Source organism: Streptomyces sp. JB150 (assembly GCF_011193355.1).
Lineage (GTDB): Bacteria > Actinomycetota > Actinomycetes > Streptomycetales > Streptomycetaceae > Streptomyces.
In genome coordinates this window covers 5,581,723-5,600,344 of record NZ_CP049780.1, presented here as the reverse complement: position 1 = coordinate 5,600,344, position 18,622 = coordinate 5,581,723, and the positions used below count along the sequence as shown (strand labels likewise).

14 protein-coding genes are annotated in these 18,622 nt (G+C 70.7%); 4 read left to right on the top strand and 10 right to left on the bottom strand.

Going from position 1 to position 18,622, the window contains the following annotated elements:
* Window positions 1–249: 249 nt before the first annotated feature.
* From G7Z13_RS25890 to thyX, 3 genes are all read right to left on the bottom strand, one after another.
* Window positions 250–1,935 (bottom strand): ribonuclease J, encoded by a 1,686-nt coding sequence (locus G7Z13_RS25890; protein WP_166002630.1) that lies wholly within the window; start codon window positions 1,933–1,935, stop codon window positions 250–252.
* A 159-nt stretch (window positions 1,936–2,094) separates the two neighbouring features.
* Window positions 2,095–2,994 carry a 4-hydroxy-tetrahydrodipicolinate synthase gene (dapA, locus tag G7Z13_RS25885; protein WP_166002629.1) on the bottom strand — a complete coding sequence of 300 codons (900 nt, stop codon included), beginning with the start codon at window positions 2,992–2,994 and terminating at the stop codon, window positions 2,095–2,097.
* 188 nt (window positions 2,995–3,182) lie between these two features.
* Entirely contained in the window at window positions 3,183–3,917 is a 735-nt protein-coding gene (gene thyX, locus G7Z13_RS25880; protein ID WP_166002628.1) for an FAD-dependent thymidylate synthase, read from the bottom strand.
* A 157-nt stretch (window positions 3,918–4,074) separates the two neighbouring features.
* Here thyX and G7Z13_RS25875 point away from each other — a divergent pair, with 157 nt between their 5' ends.
* Complete coding sequence (locus G7Z13_RS25875) at window positions 4,075–4,314, top strand: hypothetical protein (protein ID WP_166002627.1); 240 nt, start codon at window positions 4,075–4,077, stop codon at window positions 4,312–4,314.
* Between the two features lie 101 nt (window positions 4,315–4,415).
* Window positions 4,416–4,973, top strand: coding sequence for a hypothetical protein (locus G7Z13_RS25870; RefSeq protein WP_166002626.1), 558 nt, complete (start codon window positions 4,416–4,418; stop codon window positions 4,971–4,973).
* 68 nt (window positions 4,974–5,041) lie between these two features.
* On the opposite strand, the gene G7Z13_RS25865 is transcribed toward G7Z13_RS25870, so the two are convergent.
* The 5 genes from G7Z13_RS25865 to rpsO all read right to left on the bottom strand — a co-directional run bounded on the left by G7Z13_RS25865 (window position 5,042) and on the right by rpsO (window position 10,471).
* Complete coding sequence (locus tag G7Z13_RS25865) at window positions 5,042–5,494, bottom strand: hypothetical protein (RefSeq protein WP_166002625.1); 453 nt, start codon at window positions 5,492–5,494, stop codon at window positions 5,042–5,044.
* An 8-nt stretch (window positions 5,495–5,502) separates the two neighbouring features.
* Window positions 5,503–6,255, bottom strand: a complete 753-nt coding sequence (gene dapB / locus G7Z13_RS25860; RefSeq protein WP_166002624.1) for a 4-hydroxy-tetrahydrodipicolinate reductase — start codon at window positions 6,253–6,255, stop codon at window positions 5,503–5,505.
* Window positions 6,256–6,280: 25 nt separating this feature from the next.
* Window positions 6,281–7,660, bottom strand: coding sequence for a pitrilysin family protein (locus G7Z13_RS25855; protein ID WP_166002623.1), 1,380 nt, complete (start codon window positions 7,658–7,660; stop codon window positions 6,281–6,283).
* A complete protein-coding gene (locus G7Z13_RS25850) occupies window positions 7,657–9,876 on the bottom strand; it encodes a polyribonucleotide nucleotidyltransferase (RefSeq protein WP_166002622.1) in 2,220 nt (739 codons plus the stop codon). The genes G7Z13_RS25855 and G7Z13_RS25850 overlap by 4 nt, the downstream gene beginning before the upstream one ends.
* 307 nt (window positions 9,877–10,183) lie before the next feature.
* The gene (gene rpsO / locus G7Z13_RS25845; RefSeq protein ID WP_030619140.1) at window positions 10,184–10,471 is read right to left on the bottom strand and encodes a 30S ribosomal protein S15; all 288 of its coding nucleotides are present in this window, start codon (window positions 10,469–10,471) and stop codon (window positions 10,184–10,186) included.
* 267 nt (window positions 10,472–10,738) lie between these two features.
* On the opposite strand from rpsO, the gene G7Z13_RS25840 reads away from it, so the two are divergent.
* Window positions 10,739–11,017 carry a DUF397 domain-containing protein gene (locus G7Z13_RS25840; protein WP_166002621.1) on the top strand — a complete coding sequence of 93 codons (279 nt, stop codon included), beginning with the start codon at window positions 10,739–10,741 and terminating at the stop codon, window positions 11,015–11,017.
* A gap of 52 nt (window positions 11,018–11,069) precedes the next feature.
* Here the strand turns inward: G7Z13_RS25840 and G7Z13_RS25835 are convergent, their stop codons facing one another.
* Together G7Z13_RS25835 and eccD are read right to left on the bottom strand one after the other, a co-directional pair.
* On the bottom strand, window positions 11,070–12,581 hold the full coding sequence (locus G7Z13_RS25835; protein ID WP_166002620.1) for a PQQ-binding-like beta-propeller repeat protein: 1,512 nt from the start codon (window positions 12,579–12,581) through the stop codon (window positions 11,070–11,072).
* Between the two features lie 20 nt (window positions 12,582–12,601).
* Complete coding sequence (eccD, locus tag G7Z13_RS25830; RefSeq protein ID WP_166002619.1) at window positions 12,602–14,134, bottom strand: type VII secretion integral membrane protein EccD; 1,533 nt, start codon at window positions 14,132–14,134, stop codon at window positions 12,602–12,604.
* 368 nt (window positions 14,135–14,502) lie between these two features.
* Between eccD and eccCa the strand changes: the two genes are divergently transcribed.
* Window positions 14,503–18,477, top strand: coding sequence for a type VII secretion protein EccCa (eccCa, locus tag G7Z13_RS25825; protein WP_166002618.1), 3,975 nt, complete (start codon window positions 14,503–14,505; stop codon window positions 18,475–18,477).
* Window positions 18,478–18,622 lie beyond the last annotated feature (145 nt).

Below are 18,622 nucleotides of genomic sequence, written 5' to 3'. Positions count from 1 at the left end.
AGATCTTTTCTCGATCCGATTTCCTCGGTGCTTTCCAGGTTCCCGCTCTCGCGTTTCCCTTTCCGGCGGTTCCGACTTTATCAGAGATTCTGAGTCGGATTTCCCGCTCCCTGGGGAGACTGAGTCCGGCGCACGAGGCGGCCGGGTTCCCCCTGGGGCAGGGCCGTAAACGTACTGGAGCGGGGCGCCTCGATGCAAATCGAGGTGCCCCGCTCCGAGTTCACGCAGACGAGGGGGTCGTCCGCGTGGTCAGACCTCCACCACGACGGGCAGAATCATGGGCCTACGCCGATAGGTGTCGGAGACCCACTTGCCCAGCGTCCGGCGGATGAGCTGCTGGAGCTGGTGTGGCTCGACCACGCCGTCCTGGGCGGAGCGCTCCAAGACCTCGGTGATCTTCGGGAGGACCGCGTCGAAGGCGGAGTCGTCGATGCCGGAGCCGCGGGCCTGGACGTGCGGGCCGCCGGTGATCTTGCCGGTGGAGGAGTCCATGACGACGAAGAGCGAGATGATGCCCTCCTCGCCGAGGATCTTCCGGTCCTTCAGCGCCGGCTCGCCCACGTCGCCGACCGAGAGTCCGTCGACGTAGACGTATCCCGCCTGGACCTTGCCGGAGATCTTGGCCTTGCCCTCGACGAGGTCGACGGCGACGCCGTCCTCGGCGATGACGATCTGGTCGTGCGGGACGCCGGTCATGGCGCCCAGCTCGGCGTTGGCACGCAGGTGGCGCCATTCGCCGTGGACCGGCATCAGGTTCTTCGGGCGGCAGATGTTGTAGAAGTACAGCAGCTCACCCGCGGAGGCGTGGCCGGAGACGTGCACCTTGGCGTTGCCCTTGTGGATGACGTTGGCGCCCCAGCGGGTCAGGCCGTTGATCACGCGGTAGACCGCGTTCTCGTTGCCGGGGATGAGCGACGACGCCAGGATCACCGTGTCGCCGTCGACGATGCGGATCTGGTGGTCGCGGTTGGCCATGCGGGACAGGGCCGCCATCGGTTCGCCCTGGGAGCCGGTGCAGACCAGGACCACCTCGTGGTCCGGGAGGTCGTCGAGCGTTCTGACGTCCACGACCAGGCCCGGCGGGACGCGCAGGTAGCCGAGGTCGCGGGCGATGCCCATGTTGCGGACCATGGAGCGGCCGACGAAGGCGACCCGGCGGCCGTACTCGTGCGCCGCGTCCAGGATCTGCTGGATGCGGTGGACGTGGCTGGCGAAGCTCGCCACGATGATCCGCTTGCGGGCGCCGGCGAACACCTGGCGCAGCACTCCGGAGATGTCCCGCTCGTGCGGCGTGAAGCCGGGGACCTCGGCGTTCGTGGAGTCCGAGAGGAGGAGGTCGATGCCCTCTTCGCTCAGACGCGCGAACGCGTGGAGGTCGGTGAGGCGGTTGTCCAGCGGGAGCTGGTCCATTTTGAAGTCGCCGGTGTGGACGACCATGCCCGCGGGGGTGCGGATGGCGACCGCCAGGGCGTCCGGGATGGAGTGGTTGACCGCGATGAACTCGCAGTCGAAGGGGCCGAGGCGCTCGCGGTCGCCCTCGGTCACCTCCAGGGTGTAGGGGCGGATGCGGTGCTCCTGGAGCTTGGCCTCGATCAGGGCGAGGGTCAGCTTGGAGCCGATCAGCGGGATGTCCGGCTTCTCGCGCAGGAGGAACGGGACGCCGCCGATGTGGTCCTCGTGGCCATGGGTGAGGACGACGCCGTCGATGTCGTCGAGGCGGTCCCGGATGGACGAGAAGTCCGGCAGGATCAGGTCGATTCCGGGCTGCTCCTCCTCGGGGAAGAGCACTCCGCAGTCGACGATCAGCAGACGGCCGCCGTACTCGAAGACCGTCATGTTGCGGCCGATCTCGCCGAGACCGCCGAGCGGGGTGACGCGCAGGCCGCCCGCGGGCAGCGGCGGGGGCGGGCCGAGTTCAGGATGCGGATGACTCAAAAGACTCTCCTCACCACACGCGCCACGTACCGGTGGGGCACGTGGCGCGCGTGACGTTCGTGCAGAAGCAGTTGTCGTGGTGGATGCAGGCACCGGTGGCCTGCGCTATTCAGTTGTGGAGCTCGTTGCTGCGAAGCGGCGGCTTCGCGAAGTCCGATGTCAGAGCTGTACCCCGCCGGCTGCAAGATCGATCTTGAGCTGCTCGATCTCCTGCGGCGTCAGCTCGACCATGGGCGGGCGCAGCGGTCCGGCGGGCAGGCCCTGGAGGGCGAGCGCGGCCTTGGTGGTCATGACGCCCTGGGTGCGGAACATGCCGGTGTAGACCGGGAGCAGCTTCTGGTGGATCTCGGCGGCCTTCTGGACGTCGCCGGAGACGAACGCGTCGACCAGGGCGCGCAGGTCCGGGGTGACCAGGTGGCCGACGACGGAGACGAAGCCGACCGCGCCGACGGAGAGCAGCGGGAGATTCAGCATGTCGTCGCCGGAGTACCAGGCGAGGCCGGACCGGGCGATGGCCCAGCTGGCGCGGCCGAGGTCGCCCTTGGCGTCCTTGTTGGCGACGATCCGCGGGTGCTCGGCGAGGCGGACGATCGTCTCGGTGCTGATCGGGACGCCGCTGCGGCCGGGGATGTCGTAGAGCATGACCGGCAGTCCGGTGGCGTCGGCGATGGCCCTGAAGTGCCGGTACAGGCCCTCCTGCGGGGGCTTGTTGTAGTACGGCGTGACGACGAGCAGGCCGTGTGCGCCGGTCTGCTCGGCGGCGCGGGCCAGTTCGATGCTGTGGTGGGTGTCGTTGGTGCCGACGCCGGCCACCACGTGGGCGCGGTCGCCGACCGCCTCCAGGACCGCTCGTACGAGATCGGTTTTCTCCGCGTCGCTGGTGGTCGGGGACTCGCCGGTGGTGCCGTTGACGATCAGGCCGTCGTTGCCTGCGTCCACCAGGTGGGAGGCGAGTCGCTGTGCGCCGTCGAGGTCGAGTGCGCCGTCCGCCGTGAAGGGCGTGACCATGGCGGTGAGGACCCGCCCGAAGGGGGTCTGCGGAGTGGAGGTCGGTGCCATGGGTTACACGCTACTCGTTGCGCACGGCGCGGTCTGCCCGCGGGGGGGCGGGGTAAATCCTGACATATGCGGAGCCCGGCACTGCCTGCTCGGGGGTTCAAGCAGTGCCGGGTCCGTTCGATCAGGCTAGATGAACTTCGCCAAATGCCGCAATACGGACAATTCATGCGACTGACGGGCGGCGGGTGTCACGGCGCGACACGGCCGTTCGCGTTGAAGGCGGCGTAGGTGAGCGGCATGAGCCGGGCCCACTCCGCCTCCATCTTCTCGCCGACCATCTCGATCTCCCGCTGCGGGAAGGACGGCACCTTCGCCAGCTCGTGCTGGGTGCGCAGCCCGAGGAAGTGCATCAGCGAGCGGGCGTTGCAGGTGGCGTACATGGAGGAGAACAGGCCGACGGGCAGGACGGAGCGGGCGACCTCGCGGGCGACGCCGGCGGCGAGCATCTCGCGGTAGGTCCGGTAGGCCTGGCGGTAGGAGTCCTCCATCGCGTCGACGGCCAGCTTGTGCTGCTCGGGGGTGCCCTCGACGAACCGGTACTTGCCGGGCCGGCCCTCCTGGACCAGCTTGCGGGAGGCGTCGGGCACGTAGAAGACCGGCTGGAGCTCGCGGTAGCGGCCCGACTCCTCGTTGTACGACCAGCCCACGCGGTGCCGCATGAACTCGCGGAAGACGAAGATCGGGGCGCTGATGAAGAAGGTCATCGAGTTGTGCTCGAACGGGCTGCCGTGCCGGTCGCGCATCAGGTAGTTGATGAGGCCCTTCGAGCGCTCCGGGTCCTTGTTCAGCTCGTCCAGCGACTGCTCCCCGAGCGTGGACACCCGGGCCGCGAACAGGACGTCCGCGTCGGCCGCGCTGTGTTTCACCAGCTCCACAGTGACATCGCTGCGGAACTCGATCGTGAAGTCGTCTTCGGGGATCACGGTGTGGAGGGGCCTTTCCCGTCTCGTCTTGTGCCCCGCCACTCTACCCAGCGCGATGCCGCGCATCTTTCCGCGCCGGACGGGCACCTTCGAGGCGGTTCCTTCGTCTCTACGGATGACACGATCCGTTCTGTCCCGGAAGGGAGACACACCCGCGATGCCCGGTCGGCGCGAGCCCGTACCCTTCGCCTTTGTCGCCGAGGCCGACAGGTTCCGCAGCGATGTCACTCCCCCGCCCCGGGAGCGGGCGTCCGCCGGTGAGATCGCCGGGCGCTGGCTGCTGGGGCTGACGATCGTCGCCGCGCTGGTGGGATCCCTGGTGATCGGGACGCCGGCGCTGCAGACGGACCCGTCGACGACGCCGGCCCAGCAGTCCCAGGCGTCCGACGGACGCTGAGCCCGGACCGGCCCGGACGGCCCCCCTGGGGTGGTGAGGCGGCACACAGGTCGATAGCCTCACCGGGCACAGCCCACGCCTGGACCGAGTGAGGACCCGCCGTGCCCCTGCCCTTTCTGACGGCTGACCGTGCCTTCGACGCGGTGGACGACGTCGCGCTGCCGTTCGAGGACCGCGACCGCTGGCGGCGTCCCTACCGGCCTGGTCCCTGGCGGGTGGGCGTGGCCGCGATCTGGCTGCTGCTCGCCTCGTACGTGCTGTTCGCCGCCGTCGTCATCGCGCTCACCGGAACGCCGTCCGACGCCGGAGTGATCCTGGGCATCGCCCTGGCGATCATCGTCGTGTCGCTGCGGCTGCTGCGCATGGGCGTGTGGGTGAGCGCACGAGGGCTGCGGCAGGTGGGCTTCCTGCGCACCCGCACGGTGGCCTGGGAGCGCGTGTCGGCCGTGCGGACGGTGCAGCAGCCGGTGCGCTGGCTGGGGCTGCCCCGCGCGGTGCAGGGACAGGCGCTGAGCCTCGTACGCGCGGACCGGGCGGCCGGCCAGCCGGGGGCGCCGTTGCTGACCACGCACAACGCCGACTTCCTGGGCCGCGCCACGGCCTTCGACCGGGCGGCGGACTCGGTGGAGGCGTGGGCGGAGGAGTACGGGCGCGGCTGAGCCGCGGACGCACGCGAGAGGGCCGGTCCTTCGCGGACCGGCCCTCTCGCGTTCCCGGCCCGCCGGCCTCAGACCTCCACGGTCTTGCCGTCGTGCAGGGCGATGGCACGCTGCATCGCCTTGCGGGCCCGCGGCGTGTCACGGGCGTCGTGGTAGGCGATGGCGAGACGGAACCAGGTGCGCCAGTCGTCCGGGGCCGCCTCGGTCTCGGCCCGGCGCCGGGCGAACACCTCGTCGGCCGAGTCCCGGTCGATGCGGCCGCTGGGCAGCCGCTTCAGCTCGTCGACGGGCAGGCCGCCCTCGGCGTCGAGCTCCGCGGCGAGGGCGTTGGCCTTGCGGACGAACTGGGTGTTCTTCCACAGGAACCACAACCCGATGACCGGCAGGATCAGCACCGCGACGCCGAAGGTCACGGTGAGCAGCGTGCCGGACTGGATGAGCAGGACGCCGCGGCTGCCGACCAGGAGGAAGTAGAACACCAGGACGGCGGCCGTGACGGCGTAGGACAGCTTGGCTCGCATGGTGGCGGTCAGCCCAGGTCCAGGAAGTGTTCCAGGCCGAAGGTGAGGCCCGGGGCGGTCACCACGCGGCGGGCGCCCAGCAGGATGCCCGGCATGAAGCTGCTGTGGTGCAGCGAGTCGTGCCGGATGGTGAGGGTCTCGCCCTCGCCGCCCAGCAGCACCTCCTGGTGGGCCAGCAGGCCCCGCAGGCGGACCGCGTGGACGGGGACGCCGTCGACGTCCGCGCCGCGCGCGCCGTCCAGGGCGGTCGCCGTGGCGTCCGGGGCCGGGGCGGTGCCGGCGGCGCGGCGGGCCTCGGCGATGAGCTGGGCGGTGCGGGTGGCGGTGCCGCTGGGGGCGTCCACCTTGTTCGGGTGGTGCAGCTCGACGACCTCGACGGACTCGAAGTACGGCGCGGCGATCTGCGCGAACTTCATGGTGAGGACGGCGCCGATGGAGAAGTTCGGGGCGATCAGCACGCCCGTCTCCGGGGAGTCGGCGAGCCAGCCCTTGAGCTGCGCGAGACGGTCCTCGGTCCAGCCGGTCGTCCCGACGACGGCGTGGATGCCGTTGCGGACGCAGAACTCGAGGTTGGCCATCACCGAGTCGGGCGTGGTCAGCTCCACGGCGACCTGGGCGCCGGTCGCGGTCAGCGTCTCCAGCGTGTCGCCGCGGCCCAGGGCGGCCACCAGCTCCATGTCCTCGGCGGCCTCGACCGCCCGGACCGCCTCGGATCCGATCCGGCCCTTGGCACCGAGGACCGCCACGCGCAGCTTGCTCATCTTGTTGCTTCCTAACGGGAGGTGACTAGGCCACGGCGTCGTGCAGCCGCGCGGCCTGCTTGTCCTTCAGCGGGCCGATGACCGACAGCGAGGGCCGGCGGCCCAGGATGTCGCGGGCGACCTCGCGGACGTCGTCCGGGGTGACCGAGGCTATCCGGGCCAGCATGTCGTCGACCGACATCTGCTCGCCCCAGCACAGCTCGCTCTTGCCGATACGGTTCATCAGCGCGCCGGTGTCCTCCAGGCCGAGGACGGTGGAGCCGCGCAGCTGGCCGATGGCGCGGTCGATCTCCTCGTCGGACAGGCCGTGCTGGGCGACGTGGTCCAGCTCCTCGCGGCAGATCTTCAGCACGTCGTGCACCTGGGAGGGGCGGCAGCCCGCGTACACGCCGAACAGGCCGCAGTCGGCGAAGCCCGAGGTGTACGAGTACACGCTGTAGGCCAGGCCGCGCTTCTCGCGGACCTCTTGGAAGAGCCGGGAGGACATGCCGCCGCCGAGCGCGGTGTTCAGCACGCCGAGGGCCCAGCGGCGCTCGTCCGTGCGGGCCAGGCCGGGCATGCCGAGCACCACGTGCGCCTGCTCGGTCTTGCGGCCGAGCAGTTCGACCCGGCCGGCCGTGCGCACCGCGCGCCGGCCGGTGCGCGGGCCGACCGGCTGGGCGTCGGGGCTGCTGAGGGCGCCGGCCCGCTCGAAGGCGGCGCGGACCTGGCGTACGACCTTGTTGTGGTCGATGTTGCCGGCGCAGGCGACCACCAGGTGGGTGGGGTCGTAGTGCTTCTTGTAGAAGCGGCGGATGCGGTCGGCGGTGAGGGCGTTGACCGTGTCGACGGTGCCGAGGACCGGGCGGCCGAGGGAGTTGTCGCCGAACATGGTGTGCGCGAACAGGTCGTGCACACAGTCGCCCGGGTCGTCCTCGGTCATCGCGATCTCTTCGAGGATGGCGCCGCGCTCGACGTTGACGTCCTCCTCCAGGATCAGGGAGTCCGTCAGCATGTCGCAGACGACGTCGATGGCGAGCGGCAGGTCGGTGTCGAGCACGCGCGCGTAGTAGCACGTGTACTCCTTGGCCGTGAACGCGTTCATCTCGCCGCCGACGGCGTCTATGGCGGACGAGATGTCCAGGGCGGACCTGCGGTTCGTGCCCTTGAAGAGCAGGTGCTCCAGGTAGTGCGTGGCGCCGTTCAAGGACGGGGTCTCGTCGCGGGAGCCGACGTGCGCCCAGATGCCGAAGGTGGCGGAGCGGACCGAGGGCAGCGTCTCGGTGACGACGCGCAGACCACCGGGAAGAGTGGTCTTGCGGACGGTGCCGATGCCGTTCATGCCCTTGATCAGGGTTTGGGTACGGGCGACGGCCCGCGCCTCCGAAGAGGTGCGGGCCGTCGCCTTGGAGCTACGGGACGTCACTGGTCGGCGTCGTCCTTCTCGGCCTCGGAGCCTTCCTCGCCCTCGATCACGGGGACGAGGGAGAGCTTGCCGCGGGAGTCGATCTCGGCGATCTCGACCTGGACCTTCTGGCCCACGCCGAGGACGTCCTCGACGTTCTCCACGCGCTTGCCGCCGGCCAGCTTGCGGATCTGCGAGATGTGCAGCAGACCGTCCTTGCCGGGCAGCAGGGAGACGAACGCGCCGAAGGTGGTCGTCTTCACGACCGTGCCCAGGTAGCGCTCGCCGACCTCGGGCATCGTCGGGTTGGCGATGCCGTTGATCGTGGCGCGGGCGGCCTCGGCGGACGGGCCGTCGGCGGCACCGATGTAGATCGTGCCGTCGTCCTCGATGGTGATCTCGGCGCCGGTGTCCTCCTGGATCTGGTTGATCATCTTGCCCTTGGGGCCGATGACCTCACCGATCTTGTCGACCGGGATCTTCACGGTGATGATCCGCGGCGCGTTCGGGGACATCTCGTCGGGCCGGTCGATGGCCTCCATCATCACGTCGAGGATGTGGAGACGGGCGTCGCGGGCCTGCTTGAGGGCGGCGGCCAGGACGGAGGCCGGGATGCCGTCCAGCTTGGTGTCGAGCTGGAGGGCGGTCACGAAGTCCTTGGTGCCGGCGACCTTGAAGTCCATGTCACCGAAGGCGTCCTCCGCACCGAGGATGTCGGTGAGGGTGACGTAGTGCGTCTCGCCGTCGATCTCCTGGGAGATCAGGCCCATGGCGATACCGGCGACCGGGGCCTTCAGCGGCACACCGGCGTTCAGCAGCGACATGGTGGAGGCGCAGACCGAACCCATGGACGTCGAGCCGTTGGAGCTGAGCGCCTCGGAGACCTGGCGGATCGCGTAGGGGAACTCCTCGCGCGTCGGCAGGACCGGGATGAGGGCGCGCTCGGCGAGTGCGCCGTGGCCGATCTCGCGGCGCTTCGGGGAGCCGACGCGGCCGGTCTCGCCGGTGGAGTACGGCGGGAAGTTGTAGTTGTGCATGTAGCGCTTGCGGGTCACCGGGGAGAGGGTGTCCAGCTGCTGCTCCATGCGGAGCATGTTCAGGGTGGTGACGCCCAGGATCTGGGTCTCGCCACGCTCGAACACGGCCGAGCCGTGGACCCGCGGGATGGCCTCGACCTCGGCGGCCAGGGTGCGGATGTCCGTCAGGCCGCGGCCGTCGATCCGCTTCTTCTCCTTGATCACGCGCTCGCGGACCAGCTGCTTGGTGAGCGAGCGGTACGCGGCGGAGATCTCCTTCTCGCGGCCCTCGAACTCCGGCAGGAGCTTCTCGGCGGCGAGCGCCTTGACGCGGTCCAGCTCGGACTCGCGCTCCTGCTTGCCGGCGATGGTCAGCGCCTGGGCCAGCTCGGGCTTGACGGCGGCGCTCAGCGCCTCGAAGACGTCGTCCTGGTAGTCCAGGAAGATCGGGAACTCGGCGACCGGCTTGGCGGCCTTGGACGCGAGGTCCGACTGCGCCTTGCAGAGCACCTTGATGAAGGGCTTCGCGGCCTCCAGACCGGCGGCGACGACCTCCTCGGTCGGCGCCTCGGCGCCGCCCTCGACCAGCTTGATGGTCTTCTCGGTGGCCTCGGCCTCGACCATCATGATCGCGACGTCGCCGTCCTCCAGGACGCGGCCCGCGACGACCATGTCGAAGACGGCGTCCTCGAGCTCGGTGTGCGTCGGGAAGGCCACCCACTGGCCGCGGATCAGCGCGACGCGGACGCCGCCGATCGGGCCGGAGAAGGGCAGACCGGCCAGCTGCGTGGACGCGGACGCGGCGTTGATCGCCACGACGTCGTACAGGTGGTCGGGGTTGAGCGCCATGATCGTGGCGACGACCTGGATCTCGTTGCGCAGGCCCTTCTTGAAGGACGGGCGCAGCGGGCGGTCGATGAGGCGGCAGGTGAGGATCGCGTCCTCGCTCGGCCGGCCCTCACGGCGGAAGAAGCTGCCGGGGATCTTGCCGGCGGCGTACATCCGCTCCTCGACGTCCACCGTCAGCGGGAAGAAGTCGAGCTGGTCCTTGGGCTGCTTGGAGGCCGTGGTGGCCGACAGCACCATGGTGTCGTCGTCCAGGTAGGCGACGGCGGAACCGGCGGCCTGCTTGGCCAGGCGGCCCGTCTCGAAGCGGATGGTGCGGGTGCCGAAGGAGCCGTTGTCGATGACGGCCTCGGCGTAGTGGGTCTCGTTCTCCACTAGTGTTTTCTCCTCGTCTTCGTCCCTGGGCTGCCCGTGTGGCAGGGGGACGGTTGCGGAGATGCGCGCCGTTCGTGCGGGCCGGTCTTCGATCGAAGCACCCGGGGTTCGTTTCCCCGGGGGCCACTACCGAGGACCGGCGGCGGCTAGGTGCGCGTCTCCTCGTTCTTTGTGTCGCACGTCGTTGTGTGCCCTACGACGTGCATTACATGCGTTGTGCTACCACACTACAAAGCGTCGGTGACAGTCCGCATGTACAGCAAAGGGAGCGGCCCCCTCGCGTGGGAACCGCTCCCTTCACGGCGTCTTACTTGGCGCCCGCCGCGCCACGGCGGATGCCGAGGCGGTCGACCAGCGTACGGAAGCGCTGGATGTCCTTCTTGGCGAGGTACTGCAGCAGGCGGCGGCGCTGACCGACGAGGATCAGCAGGCCGCGGCGGGAGTGGTGGTCGTGCTTGTGGGTCTTCAGGTGCTCGGTCAGGTCGGAGATCCGACGGGACAGCAGAGCGACCTGGACCTCGGGGGAGCCGGTGTCACCCTCCTTGGTACCGAACTCGGCAATGATCTGCTTCTTCGTGGCGGCGTCGAGCGACACGCGTACTCCTCAGGTCTGTGAAGTGGCCACCGAGTGCCCCCGGTCTTCTTCGCGGGGGAGCTTCCGTTACTCGGGAGGCGGGGATCCGCTGGGCGCGGCCTCCAGAGGGGTGCTCCGGGGGCGCGTACACAAACGGCCGTCACTCAGGGTACCAGCCGGCGGACGGCGCTCGTCGCGCGGTAACGGAACCGGCCCTGCGGTCCGGGTGCGGCCACTAGGGTGAGCCGTTGTACATGGTCAAGCACGCGGGGAAGGGGCCGGTGCGGCATGGCGGAGACGGAAGCGGAGATCAAGGCGCGCAAGGAGCGGGAGCGGGACGAGCTGTACGCCCTCGACATCTCCGGGGTCGAGTGGCACTGCGCGCCGGGCACCGAGGATCACGAGGAGCGGGTGGAGATCGCCTACCTGCCCGGCGGTGCGGTGGCCATGCGGTCGTCGCTCGACCACGGCACCGTGCTGCGGTACACGGAGGCGGAGTGGCGGGCGTTCGTGCTGGGGGCGCGGGACGGGGAGTTCGATCTGGAGCCGGGGGGCGGGGAGAAGTGAGCGGTACGCGCGCGTGGAGGCCGTTCTCGTCTCCACGCGCGCGTAGTCGTTGTCACGGCTTCTTCGCCGCGGCGCTCTCGATGCCGAAGGCGAGCCAGACCCAGGCCTTGCTGTCGGCGTCGGCCGGCCCCTGGGCCTCCTTGGCGCCGAAGAACAGGCGGCCGTTCTGGACGACGGTGTCGGCGAACTCCGTCGTGGAGAAGAGCTCGCCTTCCTGCGGCAGGCTGAAATAGAAGTACGGGGTCTCGGCCCCCGTCCTCGGGTTCAGGCTGACCAGTGCCATGGGGGAGATGCGGTCGCTGCTCTCGCGCAGCGCGAGGAGCCGGTCGCCGCTCATCCGCAGGGGGCGGAGGAGGGTGTTGGGACCGGATTCGAACTTCTTGACGGAGTGGCCCGTCTTCAGGTCGAACCCGATGATCCAGTTGGCATTGTGGATCAGATCGCCCTGCTCCTTGCTGGTCAGGAAGACCTGTCCGGCGCCCACGGCGAGGGACGGGCACTCTTCCGTGGCGAGGTAGGTGATCTCGTCGGTGCATTCGGCGACGTACGCGCCACCTTGTAGCGGGATGGTGGTGCGGTACTTGCCGCGCGCGTCGAGCGAGATGATCTCGGTGATGCCGACGTCACCGGCCGAGGTGGCGAGGACGGTGGGCGTCGTGGAGATGATCCGGACGTCCTTGACGCCGACGGCGGGGGTGTAGGTCCACCGGCTGCGTCCGGTCCGCGGGTCCAGAGCGCGGATCTCGAAGGTGCTGCGGCTCTGCGGATCGTCCGCGTCGTAGCAGCGGAATCGGACCGCCAGAGCCCGGCCGCCGCCCGCTCCCTGGGAGATGCAGTCCTCGCGCGACGTCACCCGCCAGCGCAGCTTGCCGCGGTCCATGTCGTAGGCGTCCGTGCCGTCGCCCCAGGTCACCGTGACAGTCGCGTGCGTCAGCGTCACACCCGGGTCCCACTGGCTGCCCGCGTCGGGCTTGTCGACATAGCCGGAGACCGGGAACTCGGCCTGCCACACCAGCTTGCCGTCGTCGAGGTCGACGAAGGCGACGTGGTTGCAGAGGGACTCCTTGTCCGCGCTGTCCCGGAAGAGGACGGCGGTGCGGTTCTCCACGGTGACGTGGCGGGTCTTGCCGCAGATGGGTCCGCCCAGCCGGAGTTTCCAGGCCTCCTCGCCCAGCCCGGCGTCCGTGCCGATCGCGACGCCGACGAGGGTCCGGTTGATGCCCTTGGCGAGGATCTTGTCCGTGGCCCACAGGCCCGGCATCTCATGGGCCTCGCCGGGAGGCAGGTCGTCGGTGGAGAGTCGTACGGCCATGACGCCCTGGGTGCTCGCCGGGCGACGCTCGACGGTCTCCCGGACGTCGAGCCGATGCTGGGCCGGGGCGGCCGTCGGCTTGGCGTCGTCGGACGCCGTGCCGGGCCACCACAGCCAGGCGCCGACGGCCAGGGCCGGTGCCACGACGGCGGCCACGGCGCAGAGCAGCACCGTCCGGCGGCGCTTCCGGCGCCGCTGGTCCGCCGCCACGGACGACTGGGTGTACAGGGAGGGGGGCGGGCCGAAGCTCACGTCGGATGCCTTCCCCGGCCTCAGTTGCCGGCCATCGACCGCGCCGACGCGTACACGTCGAACACGGCGAGCGCCAGCGGGATGAGGGTCAGCAGCACGAAGGTCTCGAAGATCTCCATGAAGCGGCCCCAGAAGGGGGTGACGCCGCTGCGCGGGGCGATCAGGCCGATCGCGGTCAGCAGGGCGGCGGTCGCGGCGATGGCGGCGGCGAGCCAGACCGAGCGGATGTCGAGGCCGGTGGTGTCGCCCTGGAGCGCGTCGCGCAGGTAGGAGTCCGGCGGGTTCAGGGCGAGGCCGAGGCCGAGGAAGACGAGCGCGGCGAGACCGGCGGCGAGCGTGGCACCGACCTGCGCGGTGTACCGGAACAGGTGGGCGCGCATCAGCATGGCGACGCCCGTGGCCAGGGCGAGGAGCTGCGCCCAGAGGTTGCTGGAGAAGCCGAGGACGATGGACGCGCCGACCGTGACGAGGGCGCAGCCGCCGACGAGGCCGACGAGCAGTTCGTGGCCGCGGCGGACCTGGGCGGCGATGCGCTGCGGGTCGACGGGCTCCTGCGGGGCGGTCTCGTCGTCGGTGTAGCCACGGCCGGGGTTGGGCGGTTCGAAGCCGATGGGCAGCCGTGCGAAGCGCATGGACAGGCCGGGCAGGAAGGCGAGGGCGCAGACCGCGAGCGGGGCGCAGACGGCGGCCGTCTCGATGGGCTGCAGATCCGTCAGGATGGCGACGAACGTGGTCAGCAGTCCGATGGTGGAGGCGAACACGAAGGCCACGAACGGGCCGTCGCCGCTGGGCGAGACGAGGGTGAGGACCACGGAGGCGACGAGGACGGCCGCGCAGGCGAGCAGAAACTGCAGCCGTCCGATGCCCTGGCCCTCCGACAGCGGGAGCAGTCCGGATCCGGCGACGGCGATGTTCGGCAGGGCGCCGAGGCCGAGGGCGACGGCCGAGCCGCGGTCGTCGTAGACCCGCGCGCGGACGCACGCCATGGTGACGAGCAGGACGCCGGTGACGGCGGCGAGGATGCCCTGGAGGCTGTGCATGTCGTGGCGCAGCTGCGAGTTCCAGACCACGAAGGCGAGGAGCGCGGGCAGGACGCCGCCGGCGACCAGGCCGGCCGCACGGGTGAGGGTGCCGTTCCACAGGGTGCGGTCCTGGGTGACGGCGGAGGCCACCGCCTCGGAGACGTCGTCGAAGACCGCGGGCGGCAGCGACTCGGCGAACGGACGCAGCGTCAGCAGCTCGCCGTCGAGGATGCGCTGGGCCGCGAAGGAGCGGGAGCCGTCGAGGACGGTGCCGTCCCGGCGGACCAGGTGGTAGCCGACCGGGGCGCCCTCGGCGGAGGTCTGGCGGGACAGCCGCAGAATCTCCGGGTAGAGGTCGGCGACTGACACGTCGTCGGGCAGGGCCACGTCGATGCGGCTGTCGGGCGCCACGATCGTGACGCGGCAGAATCCGAAGCCCGTGCCCGCCCCGGATCCGAAGCCCGGGCCCGCCCCGGAAGGGGCTCCGGTGCCCGCTCCGCCGGTCGCGCCGGCCGGCGCGGAAGCCGTCATGCTCACCTGCTGTTCCCCCTCGTCGGTGGTGCCGGAGGCCGCGGCGCCGAGCGCGCGACCGCCTTCAACGATCTTGTGTACGACCGCCTGTGACGATCCTGTGTACGTTGTGCCGCGCCGCCCGGGCCGCCGGTCACGCACCGCGTTGCCCCGGAGCAGCCGGTCCCCGCGCGGGAGGCACTCGCAGTGAACAGTGCGGATTGCCCGGTTCTGCGGGGCCCGATTCGCAACTGTTCACACGTCTCACGGGCACCCTACCGCCCACCGTTGTCCGTGGTTGTCAGTAGGATCGCGCTTCGAACGATCGACGTCCGCCGGACACGGGGCGGCGGGCGGAACGGTCGGTCCGGCAAGGGAATTGGTGCGAAGTGAGCCACATCGTCGTCAAGCGCCCGCCGCGGGCACTGCCGAGGGAAGTGCCCACGAGCGAGGTGGTGCTGCAGCCGCCGCCGGAGCTTCCGCGGGGGCAGCAGGAAGGCGCCCTGATGCAGCTCCTGCCCATGCTCGGCATGGGCGGTTCCGTGGTGTTCTTCTTCAATCCCCAGGCCCAGCCCTTCATGAAGATCATGGGCATGGTGATGATCGCCTCGACGATCGCCATGGGCATCGCGATGCTGATCCGCTACCGGCGGGGCACCCAGGGGCAGATCGCCGACATCCGCCGGGACTACCTGCGGTATCTGTCGCAGGTCCGGCGCGGGGCGCAGAACACGGCCAAGGCCCAGCGCGACGCCCAGTACTACCTGCATCCTTCACCGGAGCAACTGTGGGCGCTGGTCGCCGAGGGCAGCCGGGTGTGGGAGCGGCGCGCCGGTGACGAGGACTTCGGGCAGGTGCGCGTGGGTCTCGGCCCGCAGGCCCTGGCGACGCCGCTGATCGCGCCGGAGAGCGCGCCGGTGGACCAGCTGGAGCCGCTGACGGCGGGCGCCATGCAGCGTTTCCTGGCCACGCACAGCACCCTCGAGGACCTGCCGATGGCGGTCTCGCTGCGCGCCTTCTACCACGTGTCGATCAGCGGCGATCCGGCGACCGTGCGCGGCTCCGCACGCGCGGTGGCCGCGTCCCTCGCCTCGCTGCACTCCCCCGAGGACCTGGTCATCGCCGTCGCCACCGGGCGGGAGTCCGCGCCCGAGTGGGAGTGGGCGAAGTGGCTGCCGCACGTACAGGCGAAGGGCGAGGCGGACGGCGCCGGCAGCCGGCGGCTGATCACCACCGACCCGGTCGAGCTGGAGGATCTGCTGGGCGCCCGGCTCCAGGGCCGCCCGCGCTTCCACCCGAGCGCGCCGCCGGTGCCCGAGCAGCCGCACGTGGTGGTCGTCCTCGACGGTGTCTCGCTGCCGCCGACCTCCCTGCTGGCCAGCCCGGAGGGCCTTCAGGGCGTCACGGTCCTGGAGATCGTCCCGGGTGAGCTGACCGCCGGCCGCGGGGACCTGTCGATCGTCGTGCACCCGCGCGAACTGCGCCTGGAGTCGGCGCACGGCATGGTCTACGAGGGCACGCCCGACGTCCTGGCGTACGAGGGCGCGGAGGCCCTGGCCCGCCAGCTGGCGCCCCTGCGGGTGGCGTCCGGCGGTGACGACGACGAACCGCTGCTGGCCAACCTGGAGTTCACCGATCTGCTGAACCTGGGCGACGCGGCCACCGTCGACCCGCGGCGCACCTGGCGGCCGCGTTCGCAGTCCGAGCGGCTGCGCGTGCCGATCGGTGTCGGCGAGGACGGCCGGCCCGTGATGCTGGACCTCAAGGAGGCGGCGCAGGAGGGCATGGGCCCGCACGGTCTGTGCGTCGGCGCGACCGGTTCCGGCAAGTCGGAGCTGCTGCGCACCCTGGTCCTCGGTCTCGCCGTGACCCACTCCTCCGAGACGCTGAACTTCGTCCTCGCGGACTTCAAGGGCGGTGCGACCTTCGCGGGCATGGCCCAGCTGCCGCACGTCGCCGCGGTGATCACCAACCTGGCGGACGACCTCACCCTGGTCGACCGCATGGGCGACTCGATCCGCGGTGAGCTGAACCGCCGCCAGGAGATGCTCCGGGACGCGGGCAACTACGCCAACATCCACGCGTACGAGAAGGCCCGCCAGGCCGGTGCCGCGCTACAGCCGATCCCCTCGCTGGTGCTCGTCATCGACGAGTTCAGCGAGCTGCTGACCGCGAAGCCGGACTTCATCGAGATGTTCGTGCAGATCGGCCGAATCGGCCGCTCGCTCGGCGTGCATCTGCTCCTCGCCTCGCAGCGCCTGGAGGAGGGCCGGCTGCGCGGCCTGGAGACCTACCTGTCGTACCGGATCGGTCTGCGCACCTTCTCGGCGGCCGAGTCGCGCGCCGCGATCGGCGTCCCGGACGCCTACGAGCTGCCGAACGTGCCGGGTTCCGGCTTCCTGAAGTACGGCACGGACGAGATGGTCCGCTTCAAGGCGGCGTACGTCTCCGGGGTGTACCGCTCCAGCGCCCAGCAGGCGGCGTCGGTCGGCGGCCCGCTGCCGGTCGACCGCAGGCCCGTGCTGTTCACGGCGTCGCAGGTGCCGGTGCAGTACGTGGCGGTGCCGCAGCAACGTCAGGAGGAGGACCCGGACCGGCCCGACGACGCGCTCGCCGACACCGTGCTCGACGTCATCGTGCGGCGCTTGGAGGCGCAGGGCCCGGCCGCCCACCAGGTGTGGCTGCCGCCGCTGGACAGCCCGCCGTCGCTCGATTCCCTGCTGCCCGGCCTCGCCGCCGTGCCCGGCCGCGGCCTCACCCAGCCCGGTTACGAGGGCGCGGGCCGGCTCGTCATCCCCGTCGGCATCGTCGACAAGCCGTACGAGCAGCGCCGCGACCCGCTGTGGACCGACTTCGGCGGTGCGGCCGGCCATATGCAGATCCTCGGCGGCCCGCAGTCCGGCAAGTCGACCCTGGTGCGCTCGGTCATCGCGGCGTTCGCGCTCACCCACACCCCGCACGAAGTGCAGTTCTACGCGCTGGACTTCGGTGGTGGCGGCCTGTCGTCGGTGGCCGGCCTGCCGCATGTCGGCGGGGTCGCCTCCCGGCTGGACCCGGAGAAGGTCCGCCGGACGGTCGCCGAGGTGTACGGCATCATGACGCGCCGCGAGGAGTACTTCCGCACGGCGGGCATCTCCTCCATCGCGGAGTTCCGCGCCCGCCGCGCGCGCGGCGACATCTCCACGGCCGACCAGCCGTGGGGCGATGTCTTCCTGGTCATCGACGGCTGGGGCAACTTCCGCCAGGACTACGACGGTCTGGAGCCGGCCGTCCTGGACATCGCGGCCCGCGGCCTCGGTTACGGCATGCACGTGATCCTCACCGCGTCGCGCTCCATGGAGGTCCGCTCCAACCTCAAGGACCACCTGATGAACCGCCTGGAGCTGCGGCTCGGCGACCCGATGGACTCCGAGTTCGACCGCAAGGTCGCGGCGAACGTGCCGACCGGTGTCCCGGGCCGCGGCCAGACCCCGCAGCGGCAGCACTTCATGGCGGCGGTCCCGCGCATCGACGGACTGTCCTCCGACACGGACCTGGCCGAGGCGACGCAGGCGCTCGCTGCGGAGGTCTCCCGGCACTGGCAGCAGCCCGGCGCCCCCGAAGTCCGGCTCCTGCCGCGGGAGTTCCCGGCGCACCAGCTGCCGCCCGGCAACCGTTTCCCGAACCGGGGCATCGCCTTCGCCCTGGACGAGGACAACCTGGAGCCGGTGTTCGTGGACTTCGAGCAGGACCCGTTCTTCCTCGTCTTCGGCGAGAGCGAGTCCGGCAAGTCCAACCTGCTGAAGCTGCTCATCCAGCGCCTCACCGAGCGCTACGACGGCAACGAGGCCAAGCTGTTCGTCGTCGACAACCGGCGCTCCCTGCTCGGCGTGACGCCGGACTCGCATCTGGCCGAGTACGTCCCCATGTCCAACCAGATGCAGCACCACATGGACGCGCTCGCCGACCTGATGCAGCGCCGCACGCCGACCGCGGACGTGACCCCGCAGCAGCTGCGCGACCGCAGCTGGTGGAACGGGCCCACGGTGTTCATCATCGTCGACGACTACGACCTGGTCTCCACGTCCAGCGGCAACCCGCTGTCGGGCCTGACGGAACTGCTGCCGTTCGCCCGGGACGTCGGCGTCCGCTTCATCATCGCCCGCTCCACCGCGGGCGCGGGCCGCGCCGGCTACGAGCCCTTCATGCAGCGCATGAAGGAACTGGGCGCCCAGGGCGTGGTCCTCGCCGGCGACCCGAACGAGGGCGACCTGCTGGGCGGCGTCCGCCCGCGGCCGATGCCCGCGGGGCGCGGTGTGTTTGTGTCACGCAAGCGGGGGAAGCCGCTGGTCCAGGTGGGGTTGGTGCCGGACGTCCATCAGTGACGGGCACGGTGTGGCGGGCTTCGGGGCCGCTTCCGCTTCGGCGGGGCGGTCCCGGTGTCGTATCCGCGTTGTGCGGAGGGCTGGCGGCCTCAGCCGGTGTTCTGCGGGATGCTGGGGGCATCGCGACCTGTCCCGCCGGACCGTG

What these genes read in the sequence shown, in the direction of transcription:
- dapB (WP_166002624.1), bottom strand. Translation starts at nt 6,255, where the DNA reads ATGAGCAAGCTGCGCGTGGCGGTCCTCGGTGCCAAGGGCCGGATCGGA.
- G7Z13_RS25840 (WP_166002621.1), top strand. Translation starts at nt 10,739, where the DNA reads ATGGCGGAGACGGAAGCGGAGATCAAGGCGCGCAAGGAGCGGGAGCGG.
- G7Z13_RS25875 (WP_166002627.1), top strand. Translation starts at nt 4,075, where the DNA reads ATGCCCGGTCGGCGCGAGCCCGTACCCTTCGCCTTTGTCGCCGAGGCC.
- G7Z13_RS25865 (WP_166002625.1), bottom strand. Translation starts at nt 5,494, where the DNA reads ATGCGAGCCAAGCTGTCCTACGCCGTCACGGCCGCCGTCCTGGTGTTC.
- dapA (WP_166002629.1), bottom strand. Translation starts at nt 2,994, where the DNA reads ATGGCACCGACCTCCACTCCGCAGACCCCCTTCGGGCGGGTCCTCACC.
- eccD (WP_166002619.1), bottom strand. Translation starts at nt 14,134, where the DNA reads ATGACGGCTTCCGCGCCGGCCGGCGCGACCGGCGGAGCGGGCACCGGA.